General features: G+C 57.2%; 15 protein-coding genes and 1 pseudogene. 6 read left to right on the top strand and 10 right to left on the bottom strand.

What is annotated here, in order from left to right:
- Nucleotides 1-16 precede the first annotated feature (16 nt).
- Both BFV67_RS16305 and BFV67_RS16300 read left to right on the top strand, forming a co-directional pair.
- Nucleotides 17-1,051: a Gfo/Idh/MocA family oxidoreductase gene (locus tag BFV67_RS16305; protein WP_069598669.1), complete on the top strand. Its 1,035-nt coding sequence runs from the start codon at nucleotides 17-19 to the stop codon at nucleotides 1,049-1,051.
- Nucleotides 1,052-1,101: 50 nt separating this feature from the next.
- Nucleotides 1,102-1,323: a zinc ribbon domain-containing protein gene (locus BFV67_RS16300; protein ID WP_023294288.1), complete on the top strand. Its 222-nt coding sequence runs from the start codon at nucleotides 1,102-1,104 to the stop codon at nucleotides 1,321-1,323.
- Here the strand turns inward: BFV67_RS16300 and BFV67_RS16295 are convergent.
- From BFV67_RS16295 to xseA, 3 genes are read right to left on the bottom strand one after another with little or no spacing between them, the layout of a single operon-like run.
- On the bottom strand, nucleotides 1,320-1,670 hold the full coding sequence (locus tag BFV67_RS16295) for a protealysin inhibitor emfourin (RefSeq protein WP_023617312.1): 351 nt from the start codon (nucleotides 1,668-1,670) through the stop codon (nucleotides 1,320-1,322). The two genes, BFV67_RS16300 and BFV67_RS16295, sit on opposite strands and share 4 nt — an antisense overlap.
- Nucleotides 1,671-2,690, bottom strand: a complete 1,020-nt coding sequence (locus tag BFV67_RS16290; RefSeq protein ID WP_069598668.1) for a M4 family metallopeptidase — start codon at nucleotides 2,688-2,690, stop codon at nucleotides 1,671-1,673. It abuts the gene before it with no gap.
- Between the two features lie 58 nt (nucleotides 2,691-2,748).
- Nucleotides 2,749-4,122, bottom strand: a complete 1,374-nt coding sequence (gene xseA / locus BFV67_RS16285; RefSeq protein WP_021241846.1) for an exodeoxyribonuclease VII large subunit — start codon at nucleotides 4,120-4,122, stop codon at nucleotides 2,749-2,751.
- Between the two features lie 158 nt (nucleotides 4,123-4,280).
- Here xseA and guaB point away from each other — a divergent pair, with 158 nt between their 5' ends.
- Nucleotides 4,281-5,747, top strand: coding sequence for an IMP dehydrogenase (gene guaB, locus BFV67_RS16280; RefSeq protein WP_008502128.1), 1,467 nt, complete (start codon nucleotides 4,281-4,283; stop codon nucleotides 5,745-5,747).
- 67 nt (nucleotides 5,748-5,814) lie between these two features.
- Entirely contained in the window at nucleotides 5,815-7,392 is a 1,578-nt protein-coding gene (guaA, locus tag BFV67_RS16275) for a glutamine-hydrolyzing GMP synthase (protein WP_025912810.1), read from the top strand.
- A 46-nt stretch (nucleotides 7,393-7,438) separates the two neighbouring features.
- On the opposite strand, the gene BFV67_RS16270 is transcribed toward guaA, so the two are convergent.
- The 7 genes and pseudogenes from BFV67_RS16270 to BFV67_RS16235 form a co-directional block, all read right to left on the bottom strand.
- Nucleotides 7,439-8,494: an ABC transporter ATP-binding protein gene (locus tag BFV67_RS16270; RefSeq protein ID WP_021241834.1), complete on the bottom strand. Its 1,056-nt coding sequence runs from the start codon at nucleotides 8,492-8,494 to the stop codon at nucleotides 7,439-7,441.
- 1 nt (nucleotide 8,495) lies between these two features.
- On the bottom strand, nucleotides 8,496-9,695 hold the full coding sequence (locus BFV67_RS16265) for an ADP-ribosylglycohydrolase family protein (RefSeq protein ID WP_032667598.1): 1,200 nt from the start codon (nucleotides 9,693-9,695) through the stop codon (nucleotides 8,496-8,498).
- Nucleotides 9,692-11,104, bottom strand: a complete 1,413-nt coding sequence (locus BFV67_RS16260) for an extracellular solute-binding protein (RefSeq protein ID WP_069598667.1) — start codon at nucleotides 11,102-11,104, stop codon at nucleotides 9,692-9,694. Before BFV67_RS16260 ends, BFV67_RS16265 begins: the two co-directional genes overlap by 4 nt.
- Before the next feature lie 15 nt (nucleotides 11,105-11,119).
- The gene (locus BFV67_RS16255) at nucleotides 11,120-12,019 is read right to left on the bottom strand and encodes a carbohydrate ABC transporter permease (RefSeq protein WP_021241831.1); all 900 of its coding nucleotides are present in this window, start codon (nucleotides 12,017-12,019) and stop codon (nucleotides 11,120-11,122) included.
- Nucleotides 12,019-12,756: an ABC transporter permease gene (locus tag BFV67_RS16250; RefSeq protein ID WP_231433847.1), complete on the bottom strand. Its 738-nt coding sequence runs from the start codon at nucleotides 12,754-12,756 to the stop codon at nucleotides 12,019-12,021. Before BFV67_RS16250 ends, BFV67_RS16255 begins: the two co-directional genes overlap by 1 nt.
- A gap of 326 nt (nucleotides 12,757-13,082) precedes the next feature.
- Nucleotides 13,083-14,320: pseudogene (locus BFV67_RS16245) on the bottom strand (ribokinase).
- 227 nt (nucleotides 14,321-14,547) lie between these two features.
- Entirely contained in the window at nucleotides 14,548-15,381 is an 834-nt protein-coding gene (locus BFV67_RS16235) for a MurR/RpiR family transcriptional regulator (RefSeq protein WP_021241828.1), read from the bottom strand.
- Nucleotides 15,382-15,672: 291 nt separating this feature from the next.
- On the opposite strand from BFV67_RS16235, the gene BFV67_RS16230 reads away from it, so the two are divergent.
- Together BFV67_RS16230 and iolD are read left to right on the top strand one after the other, a co-directional pair.
- Entirely contained in the window at nucleotides 15,673-17,178 is a 1,506-nt protein-coding gene (locus BFV67_RS16230) for a CoA-acylating methylmalonate-semialdehyde dehydrogenase (protein ID WP_063452890.1), read from the top strand.
- Nucleotides 17,179-17,189: 11 nt separating this feature from the next.
- On the top strand, nucleotides 17,190-19,115 hold the full coding sequence (gene iolD, locus BFV67_RS16225) for a 3D-(3,5/4)-trihydroxycyclohexane-1,2-dione acylhydrolase (decyclizing) (protein ID WP_069598664.1): 1,926 nt from the start codon (nucleotides 17,190-17,192) through the stop codon (nucleotides 19,113-19,115).
- Nucleotides 19,116-19,143 lie beyond the last annotated feature (28 nt).

Raw genomic sequence — 19,143 nt, 5'->3', positions numbered from 1 at the left:
TCCCTGAGGTGAAACTATGCAGTTAGGATTTGTCGGTCTTGGTGCGGTCGTGGAAACCGCGTATCTGCCCGCCTTACGTCGCCTTTATGGTCACGCGGTTCATTGTTTTGGATTTGATGTTCTCCCCACCAGGCAGCCTGAAGGCGTCACGCGCTGCGCTTCGCTTACGGAACTTCTCGCCGTACCGCTTGATACTCTCTTTATTACCACCGCATCGCTGCACCACCTCGAGGTGCTGGAACAGGCCATAGCCTCGGCCGTTCCGCGGATTGTGATTGAAAAACCGATCGTCGCCACGCTTCCCCAAATCGAAAAGCTCAACGCGCTGCTGGCAAACCCCGACGCTGCTTCCCGCGTGCTGGCGCTCGATCACTGGATGGCGCGCATCGAAACGGTAAAGCGGTCGCTGGTTGGCAGCGTCTCTGACATCGTCAAAATCGACGGCTTTTTGCAGGAGCCGAGCGGATATAACGCCGCAGGGGAACCCATCGCGCTTAACTTTGCTACCGGCGAGCCGGACGCGCGTACGCTTCGCCACCCGGACGGTGTAATCCTGGATATCGGTACGCACGTGCTGGCGATGCTGCGCGAAACGGTGCGTTATCTGGGCGGAAGTGATGAGATGACGTTGCAGGTGGTCACGGCTAAAGACCGCCTGGGCCGCGCTATCGCAAAAGGCGACATGTCCACGGCGGAGGGCGAGGCGCATCTTCAGGGTCGCATCAGCGGCGTGCCGGTGGATATCTGGCTGAACAAATACGCGGGACCCGCGGGCGGGCAAAAAGGATTACGGCTCTGTTTGCGCGACGGGCGCATCATCAGCCACGACCGGCGCGGCGCGGAGGATGTGCTTGAGCTGAGTGAGGGTAAGGATATTGAGCGCTGGCATATCCCCGGGACACTCTACGAGCACTGTCTTGCCGGGCACATTCTGGGCACCAACAGTCTTTTTGAACGGGATCCGCACGAGGTGAGCCGCACGACGCGTCGCCGAATCGAGGAAGTTGAGCTGCTGCTGACCTTGCAGCAACAGCTGCGTGGCCCGCACTGAACGCGACGTGGTAAAATGATCGCAGACCAGAATGCTTTTAAGGAGTCACCATGACTATTACCTGCCCGGATTGCCAGGCACCGCTTGAGCCCCTGAACGGGGTGGCACACTGCGAGAGCTGTAATAAGGATATTGCGCTTGAAGCCCGCTGCCCGGAGTGCCATCAGCCACTCCAGGTCTTAAAAGCCTGCGGGGCAGTGGACTACTTCTGCCAGAACGGCCACGGCCTTATCTCCAAAAAACGCGTGGAGTTTGTTCGGGCCGAAGGTTAATCGCACACGCAGCCTTCGCCTTTCTGCCACAGCTCGACCAGCGACTCGGGTGCTTCCTGCTCCGGCACCAGCACGATGATATCGGCATAGTGCGCCTGATTTTGCCCGGTCCAGATAATCTGGATGCGGAAATAGCGCTGGTCGCCGCTGCCGGGTGACGAGGCCTGTCCCGGCGGCTGACCGCGCGGAAAGGCCTGCTCCAGGATGCTGACCAGGCGCTGGCGCTGGGCCTCATTGAGCGAGGAGAGCGCGATGGTGCGCTGGCCGCTCAGCTTGGGAATATAAGCGACGCCGCCTTCCCGGGCCAGCTCAACCACGGCGTCATCCGTCAGTTCCGGAACCTGCATTTACAACACTCCCACCTGTTCCCAGGCTTGTTTTATGGCCACCCCAACGTCGCCGCCGGAGCGTTTCTCTCCGTGCGCGATCGTCAGTTTTGCGAAGGCCTCAAAATCTGCATCCTGCGCCAGATTGCGATCGCAAACCGTGTCGTACCAGGCATAACCCGCTTTTTCCCAGGCGTAGCCGCCGATCGCCGTCGCGGCCAGATAAAATGCCCGGTTGGGGATGCCGGAGTTCAGATGTACGCCGCCGTTATCCTCACGCGTTTTGATGAAATTCTTCATGTGTGCAGGCTGCGGGTCTTTGCCGAGCAGCGGATCGTTGTAGGCGGTGCCCGGTTCAGACATCGAGCGCAGCCCTTTGCCGTTGATGCCTTTTGCCAGCAGCCCTTCACCAATCAGCCAGTCCGCTTTATCGGCGGTTTGCTTCAGACGGTACTGTTTCACCAGCGAGCCAAACACGTCCGACAGCGACTCGTTCAGCGCGCCGGACTGCTCAAAGTAGATAAGCCCGGCTTCAGTCTCGGTCACGCCGTGGCTCAGCTCATGCGCCACGACGTCTATGGCGATGGTAAAGCGGTTAAATATTTCCCCGTCGCCGTCGCCAAATACCATCTGCTGACCGTTCCAGAAGGCGTTCTGATATTCCCGACCGTAGTGAACGGTGCCGGTTAAAATAAGCCCTTTGTTATCGAGCGAATCGCGCTGATATTCCTTCCAGAAGAAATCATGGGTAATACCCAAATACTCGTACGCTTCGTCTACCGCCACATCGCCGTTCGACGACTGTCCCTCGTAACGCACCTGCGTACCCGGCAGCTCCTGGGTCTGCTTCGCGTCGTAGATATCACGCTCCAGCTGTCCGGCTTTATTCACGTGCGGCGCGGCGGGTTTGCCCGGCATATGGGCCATCAGCGTCTGGACGTGGGTTAAGGTCTGGCGGGCACAGCGCTGCTGCGGTTCGGAACCGCTTTCGATAATACGACGAAGAATATACGGGGGAATCACGCTATGAAGATGGGGCATGCTGCTCTCCTTATTAAAAAAGGGAATAGCAGCAGTATAGTAAGTAACCGGCGAAGAATTATCCGGTTTTACGCTGACGCGTCTTTTTCACCGGTTTAATTGATTTCACTTCGCTTTCTACCCAGCCGTCCGACAGACGCGTCGTCAGCACATCACCGGTACTCACCTGTTTGGTTTGCTTCAGCACCTTGCCGTCCGTTGCCGTCGTCACGCTATAGCCGCGCGCCAGCGTGGAGAGAGGGCTGACCGCTTCAAGGTGGGTCACCGCATTGCCAAAGCGTTCCCGGGTGGCGCTCAGTCGCGCACGGAGAGTTTCCGCCAGGCGGTACTCAAGCTGCTGAATCCGCGTTTGCGCACGATAAATTTTCGGCTGCGGGTTCTGCTGGTTCAGACGCTGCGTCACGCGCTGCTGGCGCGACACCGCGCGCTTGATCTGGGTGTCCACCGCCACGTTCATGCGCTGGCGCAGGCGCTCCAGTACGGTCTGCTGACGCGCCAGGCGCAGCTGCGGGTGCTGCTGCTGTAGACGGTGATGAAGCTGGGTAAAGCGCCGGGTCCGGTTGGCGAGGTAGTAATCCATCGCCATTTCAAGACGCTGCTGGCCGCTCTGGATCTGACGCAGCAGCTCCAGCTGGTTGCGGCTGACCACCTCTGCCGCCGCGGACGGCGTCGGCGCGCGGAGATCCGCGACAAAATCGGCGATCGTCACGTCCGTTTCGTGGCCGACGGCGCTCACCACGGGGATAAGGCTGGCAAAGATTGCCCGCGCCACGCGCTCGTCGTTAAAGCTCCACAAGTCTTCCAGCGAGCCGCCGCCGCGTCCGACGATTAAGACGTCGCACTCCTGACGCGCGTTCGCCAGCGCAATGGCGCGCACAATCTGCCCCGGCGCATCGTCACCCTGCACGGCGGTCGGGTAGATAATGACGGGGAGGGAAGGGTCGCGACGCTTCAGAACGTGCAAAATATCGTGCAGTGCCGCACCGGTTTTCGAGGTGATGACCCCCACGCAGTGGGCAGGCGAGGGCAGCGGCTTTTTGAACTGCTGGTCGAAAAGTCCCTCTTCCGAGAGCTTAGCCTTTAACTGTTCGTACTTCTGCTGCAGCAGACCTTCGCCCGCAGGCTGCATGCTCTCGACGATAATCTGATAATCACCGCGCGGCTCATAGAGGGTGATATTGGCGCGCACCAGAACCTGCTGGCCGTGCTGAGGACGGAACGTCACGCGGCGGTTGCTGTTGCGGAACATCGCGCAGCGCACCTGGGCGGTGTCGTCTTTTAGCGTAAAGTACCAGTGGCCGGAGGAGGGCTGCGTGAAGTTAGAGATTTCACCGCTGATCCAGACCTGCCCCATTTCCTGCTCAAGCAGCAAACGCACCGTCTGATTCAGGCGGCTGACGGTATAAATTGAGGGGGATTGAGAGGATAACATGTGAGCGGGATCAAATTCTAAATCAGCAAGTTATTCAGTCGATAGTAACCTGCTGAGAGGCAATCGCAAGCTTTTTTATAAAAAAGTGTAGATGCAATCGGTTACGCTCTGTATAATGCCACGGCAATATTTAACCACCCAGGTCAGAGATATTGCCCATGCTACGTATCGCTAAAGAAGCACTGACGTTTGACGACGTCCTCCTCGTTCCCGCTCATTCCACCGTTCTGCCGAATACTGCCGATCTCAGCACGCAGTTGACGAAAACCATTCGCCTGAACATTCCTATGCTCTCTGCGGCAATGGACACCGTGACTGAAGCGCGCCTGGCAATTGCCCTGGCACAGGAAGGTGGCATTGGCTTTATTCACAAAAACATGTCTATCGAACGTCAGGCGGAAGAAGTTCGCCGCGTGAAGAAACATGAATCCGGCATCGTGTCCGATCCACAGACCGTTCTGCCAACCACCACCCTGCACGAAGTGAAAGCCCTGACCGAGCGTAACGGCTTCGCCGGTTACCCGGTGGTGACCGAAGAGAACGAGCTGGTTGGTATTATTACCGGTCGTGACGTGCGTTTCGTGACTGACCTGAACCAGCCTGTCAGCGTGTACATGACGCCAAAAGAGCGTCTGGTTACCGTTCGCGAAGGTGAAACCCGCGACGTGGTGCTGGCAAAAATGCACGAAAAACGCGTTGAAAAAGCGCTGGTTGTTGACAGCAACTTCCACCTGCGCGGCATGATCACCGTTAAAGATTTCCAGAAAGCAGAACGTAAGCCTAACGCCTGTAAAGACGAGCATGGCCGTCTGCGCGTAGGCGCTGCGGTTGGCGCAGGTGCCGGTAACGAAGAGCGCGTTGACGCGCTGGTTGCCGCGGGCGTTGACGTCCTGCTGATTGACTCCTCTCACGGCCACTCCGAAGGCGTTCTGCAGCGTATCCGTGATACCCGTGCCAAATACCCTGACCTGCAGATCATCGGCGGTAACGTAGCTACTGGCGCAGGCGCTCGTGCGCTGGCTGACGCTGGCTGCAGCGCGGTGAAAGTGGGTATCGGTCCTGGCTCTATCTGTACCACGCGTATCGTGACCGGCGTGGGCGTTCCGCAGATCACCGCCGTGTCTGACGCGGTTGAAGCGCTGGAAGGGACCGGTATTCCGGTTATCGCTGACGGCGGTATCCGCTTCTCTGGCGACATCGCGAAAGCGATCGCTGCGGGCGCAGCGGCGGTGATGGTTGGCTCTATGCTGGCCGGTACCGAAGAATCCCCGGGTGAAATCGAACTCTACCAGGGCCGTTCTTACAAATCTTACCGCGGTATGGGTTCCCTGGGCGCGATGTCCAAAGGTTCCTCTGACCGTTACTTCCAGACCGATAACGCCGCTGACAAACTGGTGCCGGAAGGTATCGAAGGTCGCGTTGCCTATAAAGGCCGTCTGAAAGAGATCATTCACCAGCAGATGGGCGGCCTGCGCTCCTGTATGGGTCTGACCGGCTGTGGTACCATTGACTTGCTGCGTACTAAAGCGGAATTCGTACGCATCAGCGGTGCGGGTATCCAGGAGAGCCACGTTCACGACGTGACGATCACCAAAGAGTCCCCGAACTACCGTCTGGGCTCCTGATTAATTTCCGCGCCCGGCTTCTGCCGGGCGCTCTGTTTTTGTTTCACTTGCCTCGGAATTAGCGTCAATGACGGAAAACATTCATAAACATCGCATTCTCATCCTGGACTTTGGTTCTCAGTACACTCAGCTGGTGGCGCGTCGCGTGCGTGAACTGGGCGTTTACTGTGAGCTGTGGGCGTGGGATGTCACGGAAGCACAGATTCGCGAATTCAATCCAAGCGGCATCATCCTGTCCGGCGGCCCGGAAAGCACCACCGAAGAAAACAGCCCGCGCGCGCCGCAGTACGTATTCGAAGCTGGCGTGCCGGTATTCGGCGTTTGCTACGGTATGCAGACCATGGCAATGCAGCTGGGCGGCCACGTAGAAGGCTCCAGCGAGCGCGAGTTCGGCTATGCGCAGGTTGAAGTGGTAAACGACAGCGCGCTGGTGCGCGGTATCGAAGACTCCCTGACCGCAGATGGCAAACCGCTGCTGGACGTGTGGATGAGCCACGGCGACAAAGTCACCGCTATCCCGTCTGACTTCGTGACCGTTGCCAGCACCGAGAGCTGCCCGTTTGCCATCATGGCGAACGAAGAAAAACGTTTCTACGGCGTGCAGTTCCACCCGGAAGTGACCCACACCCGTCAGGGTATGCGCATGCTGGAGCGCTTCGTGCGCGACATCTGCCAGTGTGAAGCCCTGTGGACCCCGGCAAAAATTATCGACGACGCCGTTGAGCGTATCCGCCAGCAGGTTGGCGATGACAAAGTGATCCTCGGCCTCTCCGGCGGCGTGGACTCCTCCGTGACCGCGATGCTGCTGCACCGCGCCATCGGCAAAAACCTGACCTGCGTCTTCGTGGACAACGGTCTGCTGCGTCTGAACGAAGCGAAGCAGGTCATGGACATGTTCGGCGACCACTTCGGTCTGAACATCGTTCACGTGGAAGGCGAGCAGCGCTTCCTGGACGCGCTGAAAGGCGAGAACGATCCGGAAGCGAAACGTAAGATCATCGGCCGCGTGTTCGTTGAAGTGTTCGACGAAGAAGCGCTGAAGCTGGACGACGTGAAGTGGCTGGCGCAGGGTACCATCTACCCGGACGTGATCGAGTCTGCGGCCTCCGCAACCGGTAAAGCACACGTCATCAAATCTCACCACAACGTGGGCGGCCTGCCGAAAGAGATGAAGATGGGCCTGGTTGAGCCACTGCGCGAGCTGTTCAAAGACGAAGTGCGCAAGATCGGTCTGGAACTGGGTCTGCCGTACGACATGCTCTACCGCCACCCGTTCCCGGGCCCGGGTCTGGGCGTGCGCGTGCTGGGTGAAGTGAAGAAAGAGTACTGCGACCTGCTGCGTCGTGCGGACGCGATCTTCATCGAAGAGCTGCACAAAGCTGACCTGTACAACAAGGTAAGCCAGGCGTTCACCGTGTTCCTGCCGGTTCGCTCCGTCGGCGTCATGGGCGATGGCCGCAAGTACGACTGGGTTGTTTCCCTGCGTGCGGTGGAAACCATCGACTTCATGACCGCGCACTGGGCGCACCTGCCGTATGACTTCCTGGGCCGCGTGTCTAACCGCATTATCAACGAAGTGAACGGCATTTCCCGCGTGGTGTATGACATCAGCGGTAAGCCACCGGCTACGATTGAGTGGGAATAATCCCCCTGCATTAAAAAAAGCCCGCATGATGCGGGCTTTTTGTCATTTACGTACGCAACCTGCGCCCACTTTTCTCCTCAAACAGGAAGACCCTGGAGAGCTCGGCTTCCAGCAATACCGCATCGCCAGGGCTGACATCCAGTTTTTCATGCGACACGACAATCATCTCCTGGTCGCCGACGCGAACCAGAATCTCCTGCCCTTCGCCGGTCATCTCGACCAGTACAATTTCTGCTGCTACCCCGGTATTGCTGATTCGAAGGTGATGTGGACGAATAGCGCAGACGATCTTCATCCCGTCAATATAGGACTTGAGCGGGCAGGGGAAGCGGTAGCCGTTCGCCAGCACCACGCTACCGGCCTGGATTACGCCTTTTAGGGTGTTGATCTCCGGGGTGCCAATAAATCCTGCGACAAAGAGGTTGTCCGGATTATGATAAAGCTCTTCCGGTGTCCCGACCTGTTCAATATTGCCTGCATTCAGCACCACGATACGATCCGCCATGGTCATTGCTTCGGTTTGATCGTGGGTGACATAGATTGTCGTGCGCCCGATTCGCTGGTGGAGCTTGCGAATTTCGCCGCGCATTTTATGGCGCAGTTTAGCGTCCAGGTTGGACAGCGGTTCATCGAACAAAAAGGCTTTCGGATCGCGGACAATGGCCCGGCCCATTGCGACGCGCTGGCGCTGACCCCCGGAAAGCTCACGCGGCACCCGGTCAAGGAGATGTGTCAGCCCGAGAATTTCAGCCGCTTCTTCAACCCGCGCCATGCGCTCTGCTTTGGGCACGTTGGCGAGTTTTAAGGCAAAGCTCATGTTGTCCCGCACTTTCATGTGCGGGTAGAGCGCGTAGCTCTGGAATACCATCGCAATATCGCGTTTTTTTGCGGGCAGGGTGGTCACCACTTCGCCCTGCATGAGCAGCTCGCCAGAGGTGATATCCTCAAGTCCGGCTATCATCCGCAAAAGCGTGGATTTACCGCACCCGGAAGGGCCGACCAGCACAATAAATTCACCTTCATGAATATTCAACGAGATGTCTTTGATGATGCTGACGTTGCCGTAGGATTTACCCAGGTGGTTCAATACGATTTGGCTCATGTTACTCTCCTCGACCGGCGCGATGCTCCGGTTGCAAAAACGGGGTGACGTGCTGGCGGTATTCCTCTGCGGCACAGAGATCCTGCTGAATAATGCGCTGCGCTGTTTCAGTAAAGCGTCGCGCGGCGTCGCGAAGATCGAGGCGGTTGGCGTGTTCAATCCCGGCAAGCACGTCCGGCTCGATAATTGTGTTACCGTGCAGGGCACCGAGAATGGCTCCGCTCATGACCCCGATAGAATCTGTGTCGCGCCCCGAGTTGATGGAATCTTCTACCGCGCCACGGAAGTCGCCTTCCCGAAGCAGGCAGAACGCCAGCGCCATGGGGAGTTCTTCGATCGACATCAGACGTGAAGGCTGGTACGCCATGGTCGGCACCCCGGCTTTTTCCGGTCCGTGCATCAGGTCATCACCCATTGGAGACCAGGGCAGAAGCGCCTCGTGGAGCGCATCGACAACCTGCAGGTAATCCCAGGGTTGCCCGCGGTAGCAGCAGGCGACATCCAGCGTGGCGTTGATAGCCTTACGCGTGCCGTCTTTTGCCAGCTGTAGGGCAATATCAATGATGGCATCCAGGGTGATCCCCGGGATGAACGCCGCCGAGACGCAGGCGGCGAACACGCCAGCTGCTTCCAGCCCATAGCTCTGCTGGTGCCCCAGCGTAAAGTTGATAGCCTCCTGATAGGCGGCGGTGGGGTTACAGGCGTTAATTACGCCGATTGGCGCGGCGTACATGGCGGCACCGCAGTTGACCATATTACCAACCCCGCCCTGACGAGGATCGCAGGCCGCAAGCTGCAGACGGTGAAATATCCATTTTTCTGGGTAAAACAGGCGCTCAATGACCAGCGCTTCTCTGTCCAGCTCTGGCACCCAGCGGGGTTCCCAGGCGATTTTCCGGACAAACGGTCCCGCCATGTCCCAGGCATCAATATGGCGACCCAGCTCGTCGTACACTTCCATCAGACACAGCGTCATTAACGTGTCATCGGTAATGATCCCATTACCGCGAATGCGGTTATTGCGACGTGAGGACGGCTCGTCCATCCGGTGCCAGCGCTGGTTGATGGAGGTGACTTTGCCATATTTTTCCTGAATCTGACGGGCGGACAGTTTCTCGACCGGGCCACCCAGCGCATCACCAAATGCAACGCCGTAGAGCATGCCAAGAACCCGGGAGCTGAAAGATAAGTTATCTGTCATTTTAATTTTTCCTGTGCGTATTGAGTCATGGCGTTACCCCCGGCAGATTTCCAGGCATTGACGTATTGATCCCACATATCGAACGAGGCCTTGCCTGAGACAAATTTGTAGGCCCATTCGTTATAAATGCTGCTGGTGGAATCGAGCGCGGCCGCAAAGGTTGACGGGAAAATAAACGCGTTGTCTGCCGCAAAATAGCGTTGTGAATTGTCGATGTAGCGCAGCATGGCGGGCGAGCGCCACTCCACTGGCGGTTTCCAGTTTGCGGCATAGATAAATCGCGGATACCAGGCATTAATCTTTGGCGTGACGGTAACCGCATCGCCTTTACGAACGTAGTGAGTGCCTTCAAACCCCATCTGCTCCATCATTTGCCCTTCCGGACTTGCCAGGAAATCAAGCAAAATCATGACCTCTTTCTTATGCTTCGACAGCGTCGACATTGCGAAACCGCGGGTCTCCATCGACACATCCACCGCTGCGAGACCTTGCCCTCCCGGACCTTTGGGGGGATCGAGCAGCATCAGCGTGGCATCCGGGTGGACCTGGCGCATTTTCTCCTGATAGACCCCCACGTTCCCCGGTGATGAGACGGAAACGACGCCCACTTTACCGGTGTAAAACTGATCTTCTTTCAGCTCCCAGTTGGTGGTGATGTACTGCGAAGAGAGCAGTCCTTTCTCATACAGTGAGTGGTAATACTGCAGCTTGTCGCGCTCCTGCGGACTAATCTGCGCGTGTGTCCACTGACCCTGCGCGTCCTTAAGCCACGTAGCGCGGAGCCCAAACGCCGGATTTAAAAAACCATCCAGATCGCGGAGATCTTTTTCAGAGGTGATCCCGGCCGTATCCGCTTTGCCATCGCCGTTGAAATCACCGCTGTGAATGGCGCTAAACAGCGTCACGTACTCCTCCAGCGTTTTGGGGGACGCACCGAAGCCACTTTTTTGCAGCCAGTCTTCGCGGATCACCGGTTGGCGCGCCCGCAGCGGATAGACGTAAAGCAGCGTCGGATGGTTTTGCAGCCGCAGCTTGTTGTGCGGCCACAGCGCCTCTTTCAGATAATGGGTCTTTGCGATCCACGGACGCCAGTCCTCAAGAATGCCTTGCTCAACCATTTTCTGATCGCTGCCGTTGAAGTAGATCAGATCCGGGATGGTGCCGGAAAGCAGCATCACGTTCAGCACGTCGGAATAGCCGGAGGAGGAGAGATTCACGATCTCAATTTTGATATCGTGACCCTGCCGCGCCAGCGCCTGTTCTATGCGGTGGATATGCTCCACGTCTTCCCGGTTGGTGGTGAGCAGGTCTTTCTCCACCACCCTGATCGTCACCGGCTCTGCCTGCGCAACCTGACACAGCAGCAGACTGCCCAGCAGGACGCGGGTAAGGGTATTGGATACGTTCATCGTCATCGCTCCTTGTTAACCCTTCACCGCACCGGACATGGTGCCTTTGGTGAAGAAGCGCAAAATAATGGGGTAGATGGCGATAAGAGGGGCTATCGTCAGCGTGATCATGCCGGCTTTGAGCGCCTTGATACTGATCTGGCTGGCATCAGTGTAGTTAGACATACTTTCCACACCGACCATGGATAACTTATCTCCCTCAACGACAAACTGACGCAGCACAACCTGCAGCGGCCACTTGTCCGGATCGTTGAGATACACCATGGCGCGGAAAAATTCGTTCCAGTGCAGCACCATATAAAACAGCGTGATCATGGCAATAGAGGATTTGGCAACCGGCAGAATGACGTGCCATAGCGTCTGGAAAGGATTCGCGCCATCCAGCTCGGCGGCTTCCAGCAGCTCTTCCGGGATCTCTTCGAACAGACGCACCAGAATGATCAGGTACCATGCGAAAACAGCGCGATAGAGAATGACCGACCAATAGCTGTTCAGCAGGCCCAGCTTCTTCATCACCAAAAAATCGGGAATGATGCCCGGCTCAAAAACAATCGTGAAGAGCACGAACATAAACAGCAGGCGGCGTCCCGGCAGGCGTTTTTGCGCCAGCGCCCAGGCCAGCAGCACGGTGAAAATCACGTTGACGATCGTGCCCACCACGGTGATGAGCATCGCGTTTCCAAACCCGCGAAGAACGGCCTTATTGCTCAGCAGCAGCTTCCAGACATCGAGTGAGAAACCCTCCGGGATAATGGCAAGGCCACTCATGCCTGCGACCTTCGCCGGGCTTGAGAAGGAGACGGCTACCAGATTCAGAATAGGCTGAAGCGTAACGATGACCAGCAACAGCAGAACGGAGAGAATAAGAACATATTCAATGCGTTCAAATGGGGTGCTTCGAGATGACCAGCGCATTACCAGACTCCTTTACCCGTCAGGCGTTTAGAGACGTTGTGAGCCAGCACGATAAGGACCATGCCAATCACGCCTTTGAATAACCCTGCCGCCGTTGCTAGTGAGAATTCGCCGGTGCGCAGGCCCATGCGGTATACATAGGTGTCGATGATATCTATCTGCCCGTTCACCACGTCGTTGCTCATGTTGAACACCTGATCAAAGCCCTGGCTCAGGAACAGCCCGACGTTGAGGATGAACAGCGTTGCGATAGTGGGCGTAATGGCTGGCAGAGTGATATGCCAGATTTTTCGCCAGCGGCCTGCGCCATCCATCTCCGCCGCTTCGTACAGCTGTGGGTCAATGGCCAGAATTGCCGCGATATAGAGCAGAGAATCCCATCCGGCGCTGCGCCACATTTCAGTGAAAACCAGCACCCAGCGAATCGTGCCAGTATCCGTCATAAACGGAATCGGGTCGTATCCCATAGATTTAATGACGTCGTTAATCGCGCCGTCGACGGGCGACAGCGTGGCGATAGCAATACTGGCAATAACAACCCATGATAAATAGTGCGGTAAATAAATGACCGACTGGACGAATTTACGATAACCGGATGAACGCACCTCATTGAGCAGCAGGGCGAGAATAATGGGTACCGGGAAAATAAAGACCAGTTTCATCGCGCCAATGATGACCGTATTCTGTATTACCTGCCAGAAAACGGGAGAAGACATTAGCGTGGTGAAATATTGCATGCCTACCCAAATATTGGGAGGAATGATCCGGTATTGCTCAAAAGCGATTTTCGTTTCCCAGATGGGTAAATAGTGCCAGATAAAAAAGTAAATCACTCCCGGCAGCGCCATCACATAAAATGGCCACCACCTGCGCATCTTTTGACGAAAGCGTGCGGCGCGAGTAACGGTTCGTTGCTGTGATATGTGGCTTGCAAGGGATATCCGCTCGCTGGGTTTTGTTTCAGTTAAAGCCTTCATCGAACTTACTCCCATTACTTTAATGGTTGCAGCGAATGCAATGTATAACCTGCATCGGACGTAAAAAAGCGAAAAAAAACGTGGTGTTAATTTTTCTCAATGTGAATGGCGATGTTTTCATATTGCGTCAGACGAGTGAGCACATCTTTGTACTCTGGCATATTTGACGCTCCTTCTTTTTCGACGGCCAGGGAGGCAAAGGCGCAGGCAAATTTTGCGGCCTGAACGAGAGACTCTCCTTTGGCCATACTGGCCGTAAATGCACCGTTAAAGGCATCTCCCGCCCCTGTTGTATCCACGCATAACGCTTTTAGCGCAGGAATATGAATAAACTGCTCGCCGTCATAAATAAGCGCGCCTTTGGCTCCCATCGTGATAATGACGCAGCCCACGCCTTTGGCTTTTATCGCTTTTGCTGCCGCTTTCGCGCTGGCCATATCAGTAACGGCAATACCCGATAGCAAAGATGCTTCTGTTTCATTAGGCGTAAGAAAATCAACGTTTTTCAGACAGCTTGCCACCTCAGAAGAGAAGGGGGCCGGGTTTAAAACCACCTTAATATCGCAGAAACGAGCAAGTTCAATGGCCCGGAACGTGGCGGGTAAATTATTTTCCAGTTGGGTTAAAAAGATATCCGAGTTTTTTAACTCTGGAATAATGGCTTCAACCTCATCTGCGGTAATCGATTGATTAGCTCCCGGGCTAATGGCAATCATATTTTCACCGTCGCCCTGACAAACATAAATAAGCGCCGTACCGGTTTTCTTGTCTTTGTCCTGATAAAGCATAAAGCTGTTAATTGCCGACGAGGTAAGATGCTCATAGGCCATCTGGCTAAACTGGTCGTTTCCTACTTTCCCGACAAAGTGCGTTTTCACATTACATTTACTCACTGCCAGCGCCTGGTTCGCGCCTTTTCCCCCCGGCCCGATAATGGTATTTTCTGAAAATATCGATTCACCGCTTTGTGGAAAACGATCCACATTCGCAATAATATCGACGTTGAACGACCCTAAAATACAGACTTTGCCTTTCATCTTTCGCCCTTTATGTCGAGATTTGGCTGTTTTTTTTGACTGAGCAGATTCAAAAAATGAATGATATTGCTATCAAGGTTATTGACGGACTGGGTGTGAAAAATACGGCGCTTAATAAGGGCGCCACCATGGCAACGCTCAACGCTCCCTTCTTTCGATAATATATTCAGGTCACTGCGAATAGTTTCGCGGGTGACGCCAAAAATTTTAGCGAGATGGCTTACCGTCGCGCGCTCATATCGGTTGAGGTAGGTCAGTATTGCGTAATGACGTTCTTTATTGAGCATGATGTCACCTCTGAAAGTTATATTATTGTTTCAGTGGTGTTAATTCCTTGAGGGTATTCACAGATTGATTGGCAAAGCAAAAGGAATCGGAAATGAAATGGCAATTAGATTATGAAAATCAATTGATTAAATGTTGTTACGGAGGGGAATTATTTTATTGTTTTTCGTGATGGAGGAGAGCATTCACTGATTAAATCCGCGGCCCGGGGGACCGGGCCGGAAGTGAGCTATTTTTCGCTGTTATCCCGGCGATACGCCAGCGCCACCACCAGCGACTGCACCAGGCACAGCGTCGCCGACTGAGACCGAAACGCATCCACCTGCGCCTCTTTCACCACAAAGCAGAGGTCGCTGAACGTCGCCAGGGGGCTTATCTGGCTGTCCGTAATCACGATCTGCCGCGCGCCGACGCTGGCGGCGGTTTCGCTGACCATCACCGTCTCTTCCGCGTACGGTGAGAAGCTGATCGACACCACAATGTCCCGCGCCTTAATGCGGCTGATCTGCTCGCGCAGCATGCCGCCCATGCCGTCGAGCAGGATAGGGCGGCACTCGAGGTGGCTCAGGGCATAGGTGAGATAGGCAGCGACGCTAAAGGAGCGGCGCAGTCCGGCAATGTAGATGGTATCGGCGTCGGCCAGCAGCTGTACCGCGCGCTCCAGCATCTCCGGCTCGGCGCGGGCGGCCAGCTGCTGCAGCGCCTGCGCGTTCGAGCGGGCAAACTCCTGCAGGATATCGAGCGGCGTTTCCGGCACGGCCTCGCTCTCCATCTCGCGGAACAGCCGGGCGCGGTCGCTGTAGCTGGCGGTCTCCTCCACCAGGTTCATGCGAAACAGCTGTTTCATTTCGTTGAAGCCGGTGAAGTCAAAGGCGTTGGCAAAGCGGATCAGCGTCGAGGGCGGCACGTCGGCGCGCTCGGCAATAACGGCAACCGTATCAAACGCCACGCTGTTGGTATTGTCCAGCACGTAGCGGGAGACCTGCTGCAGCCTCTTGCTCAGGCTATCGTAGCGATCGCGGATTTGCTGCTGCAGTTCGTTCAGGCTGGTTGCTGTTGTCATGTTATCCCCCAAATACAGTCATATGATTCTAAACGCAAAACCGCGTCTTTTAAATGTCGGCCATCCATCTGGCAGCAAAAATGAAACAGAAGATTCAGTCATTTCCTCGCCCGAGAACCCTTAATAGCGCACGCGGCGTCAGTGGTGCTGGCTGTTAACATAAAAATCCATCCTTGATCACAATAATCATCATTTATTTTATTTCAACTTAAAATGGAATATTTGTTTCATATATAGTGTTCAGTACACAGTGTTCAGGTCAAGTCACGTATCAACAGCGAGAGGTTAAGGATGGAGACGGTAGCGAATTTTATTCACGGCGAATGTGTCACCGGTTCAGGCCAGCGCGTTCAGGCGATCTTCAACCCGGCCACCGGCGAGCAGATCCGCCAGGTGGTGATGAGTACGGCACAGGAAACGGAGCAGGCGATTGCCGCCGCGCAGCAGGCGTTTCCGGCGTGGGCGCGTCATGCTCCGCTTAAGCGCGCGCGCGTCATGTTCCGCTTCAAGGCGCTGCTGGAAGAGAACATGGATCGCCTGGCCCGCCTCATCAGCGAAGAGCACGGCAAGGTCTTCTCCGACGCGGTGGGCGAACTGACCCGCGGCCTGGAAGTGGTGGAATTTGCCTGCGGTATTCCGCATCTGCAAAAGGGTGAACACTCGGCGAACGTCGGGACCGGCGTTGACAGCCACTCTCTGATGCAGCCGCTCGGCGTCTGCGCCGGGATCACGCCGTTTAACTTCCCGGCGATGGTGCCGATGTGGATGTTCCCGATTGCGCTGGCGACCGGGAATACCTTCGTGCTGAAACCGTCGGAAAAAGACCCTTCTCTGGCGCTCGCGCTGGCGCAGCTGCTGAAAGAGGCCGGCCTGCCGGACGGCGTCTTCAACGTGGTGCAGGGTGATAAAGAGTCCGTTGACGTGCTCCTGACCGACCCGCGCGTGCAGGCGGTGAGCTTTGTCGGCTCCACGCCGATTGCGGAATACATTTACCAGACCGCGTCCGCCCACGGTAAGCGCTGTCAGGCGCTGGGGGGCGCGAAAAACCACTGCATTTTAATGCCGGATGCCGACATGGAGATGGCGACCAACGCCATCATGGGCGCGGCCTACGGCGCGGCGGGCGAGCGCTGCATGGCGCTCTCGGTGGTGCTGGCGGTGGGGGATAACACCGCCGATGACCTCTGCGCCCGGCTGGAAAAACAGATTGCCGCGCTGCGCGTCGGGCCGGGCCTGGACCAGTCGCCGGAAAACGAAATGGGGCCGCTCATCTCCTCCGCGCACCGCAGCAAGGTGCTGGGCTACATTGACAGCGGGGAAGCGCAGGGGGCGACGCTTCGGGTGGACGGTCGCGGCTTCAGCGTGAAGGGCCACGAGCAGGGCTACTTCGTCGGGCCGACGCTGTTCGATAACGTCACCCCGGAGATGACCATCTATAAAGAAGAGATTTTTGGTCCGGTGCTTTCTGTGGTGCGCGTAGCAGATTACGCCAGCGCGGTGGACCTGATTAACCGCCATGAATATGGTAATGGCTCGGCAATCTTCACCCGCGACGGCGGCTGCGCGCGCCGCTTCTGCGAAGAGGTGCAGGCGGGTATGGTGGGCGTCAACGTGCCGATCCCGGTGCCGATGGCGTTCCACAGCTTCGGCGGCTGGAAGCGTTCCATCTTCGGCGCGCTCAACGTCCACGGCAACGACGGCGTGCGCTTCTACACCCGAATGAAAACCATCACCGCGCGCTGGCCGGAAATGCAGCAGGAGACAGGCGCTGCGTTCTCCATGCCGACGCTGGGCTGACAGGAGATTTTATGCAAACCGAACGTATGACCATGGCCCAGGCGCTGGTCCGGTTCCTGAATCAACAGTACGTCAGCGTGGATGGCGATGAAACGCCCTTCGTGGAGGGCGTCGCCACCATCTTTGGACACGGCAACGTGCTGGGTATCGGCCAGGCGCTGGAGCAGGATCCGGGCCATCTGCAGGTGATGCAGGGCTGCAACGAGCAGGGCATTGCCCATATGGCGACGGGATTTGCCAAACAGCACCGCCGTCAGCGCATCTTTGCCGTCACCTCCTCCGTCGGGCCGGGTGCCGCCAATATGGTTACGGCGGCGGCAACCGCCACGGCGAACCGCATCCCGCTGCTGCTGCTTCCGGGCGATATCTACGCCAGCCGCCAGCCGGACCCGGTGCTGCAGCAGATCGAGCAGTATCACGATCTCAGCATCAGCACCAACGACTGCTTCCGTCCGGTCTCCCGCTACTGGGACCGCATTAACCGCCCGGAGCAACTCATGAGCGCGATGCTCAGCGCGATGCGAACGCTTACTGACCCGGCAGATACCGGTGCGGTGACGATTTGCCTGCCGCAGGACGTGCAGGGGGAAGCGTGGGATTACCCGCTGAGCTTCTTCGCGCGTCGCGTGCACCACATCGAGCGCCGTCCGCCCGATCCGCAGCGTCTGGCGCAGGCGCGGGCGCTGATCGCCCGCAAGCATCGCCCGCTGGTGGTGTGCGGCGGCGGCGTACGCTATTCCGGCGCGCATGAGGCGTTTCGCGACTTTGTCGAGACGCTGCAGCTGCCGTTTGCCGAAACCCAGGCCGGAAAGGGGGCGCTGGTAAGTGACCACCCACTTAACCTCGGTGGCGTAGGGGTGACGGGCGGGATGGCGGCCAACCAGCTCGCCCCGCAGGCCGACCTGGTGATCGGCATCGGCACGCGCCTGACCGACTTTACCACCGGCTCCAAGGCGCTCTTTTCCCATCCGGACGTGGAATTCCTGCTGCTGAACGTGGCCGAGTTTGACGCCCTGAAGCTGGACGCCACGGCGCTGATTGCCGACGCTCAAACCGGGCTCGAGGCATTGACCCACGCGCTTGGTGATTACCGCAGCGGCTGGGGAGAGGCGATCGCTGAGGCGAAATCTGCCTGGCGCGACGAGTGCCGTCGCCTGTGGGATCGCCAGTGGCGTCCGGACGACGCGCCCGAAGTGGCGGGGCACCTGGACGCGCAGCTGGCGGAATACGGCGAGGCGCTCAATACCCGCCTGACCCAGACGCGGGTGCTGGGGCTCATCAACCAGCATGTGGAAGATAACGCCATCGTGGTGGGCGCGGCCGGTTCGCTGCCGGGCGATTTACAGCGCCTCTGGCAGGTCAAAACGCCGGACAGCTATCACCTGGAGTACGGCTATTCCTGCATGGGTTACGAGATTGCGGCAGCCATCGGCGCGAAGCTTGCCCGACCCGAGCAGCCGGTATACGCCATGGTGGGGGATGGCTCCTACATGATGCTCCACTCCGAGCTGCAAACCGCCGTTCAGGAGGGCATTAAGGTCACCGTTCTGCTGTTTGATAATGCCAGCTTCGGCTGCATTAACAACCTGCAGATGGGGCACGGTATGGGCAGCTTTGGCACGGAAAACCGCCATCGCAACCCGGAAAGCGGGCGGCTTGACGGGCCGCTGGTGAAGGTCGATTTTGCTCAAAATGCGGAAAGCTACGGCTGCCGCGCGTGGCGGGTAAACGATGAGCAAAGCCTGCTGGCGGCGCTGGAGGCGGCCCGCGCCCATCCTGGCCCGACGCTGCTGGACATCAAGGTGCTGCCGAAGACCATGACCCACGACTACGCCTCCTGGTGGCGAACCGGCGATGCGCAGGTGGCGAAGTCGTCTGCCGTGCGTGAGGCCGCGGAGCAAACGCAGTCGCAGGTGAAAAAAGCCCGTCAGTATTGAGTTTTCCCGAAGTAACGAAATTTTCATT

The sequence above is a fragment of the Enterobacter roggenkampii genome (assembly GCF_001729805.1).
GTDB lineage: Bacteria > Pseudomonadota > Gammaproteobacteria > Enterobacterales > Enterobacteriaceae > Enterobacter > Enterobacter roggenkampii.
Note: the sequence above shows the minus strand (reverse complement) of the source record. Positions and strands in the feature narration are given on the sequence as shown.

Excerpts from the sequence above, each read along its gene's own strand:
- BFV67_RS16305 (WP_069598669.1), top strand. The coding sequence starts at position 17 with ATGCAGTTAGGATTTGTCGGTCTTGGTGCGGTCGTGGAAACCGCGTAT.
- BFV67_RS16300 (WP_023294288.1), top strand. The coding sequence starts at position 1,102 with ATGACTATTACCTGCCCGGATTGCCAGGCACCGCTTGAGCCCCTGAAC.
- BFV67_RS16295 (WP_023617312.1), bottom strand. The coding sequence starts at position 1,670 with ATGCAGGTTCCGGAACTGACGGATGACGCCGTGGTTGAGCTGGCCCGG.
- BFV67_RS16290 (WP_069598668.1), bottom strand. The coding sequence starts at position 2,690 with ATGCCCCATCTTCATAGCGTGATTCCCCCGTATATTCTTCGTCGTATT.
- xseA (WP_021241846.1), bottom strand. The coding sequence starts at position 4,122 with ATGTTATCCTCTCAATCCCCCTCAATTTATACCGTCAGCCGCCTGAAT.
- guaB (WP_008502128.1), top strand. The coding sequence starts at position 4,281 with ATGCTACGTATCGCTAAAGAAGCACTGACGTTTGACGACGTCCTCCTC.
- guaA (WP_025912810.1), top strand. The coding sequence starts at position 5,815 with ATGACGGAAAACATTCATAAACATCGCATTCTCATCCTGGACTTTGGT.
- BFV67_RS16270 (WP_021241834.1), bottom strand. The coding sequence starts at position 8,494 with ATGAGCCAAATCGTATTGAACCACCTGGGTAAATCCTACGGCAACGTC.
- BFV67_RS16265 (WP_032667598.1), bottom strand. The coding sequence starts at position 9,695 with ATGACAGATAACTTATCTTTCAGCTCCCGGGTTCTTGGCATGCTCTAC.
- BFV67_RS16260 (WP_069598667.1), bottom strand. The coding sequence starts at position 11,104 with ATGAACGTATCCAATACCCTTACCCGCGTCCTGCTGGGCAGTCTGCTG.
- BFV67_RS16255 (WP_021241831.1), bottom strand. The coding sequence starts at position 12,019 with ATGCGCTGGTCATCTCGAAGCACCCCATTTGAACGCATTGAATATGTT.
- BFV67_RS16250 (WP_231433847.1), bottom strand. The coding sequence starts at position 12,756 with ATGCAATATTTCACCACGCTAATGTCTTCTCCCGTTTTCTGGCAGGTA.
- BFV67_RS16235 (WP_021241828.1), bottom strand. The coding sequence starts at position 15,381 with ATGACAACAGCAACCAGCCTGAACGAACTGCAGCAGCAAATCCGCGAT.
- BFV67_RS16230 (WP_063452890.1), top strand. The coding sequence starts at position 15,673 with ATGGAGACGGTAGCGAATTTTATTCACGGCGAATGTGTCACCGGTTCA.
- iolD (WP_069598664.1), top strand. The coding sequence starts at position 17,190 with ATGCAAACCGAACGTATGACCATGGCCCAGGCGCTGGTCCGGTTCCTG.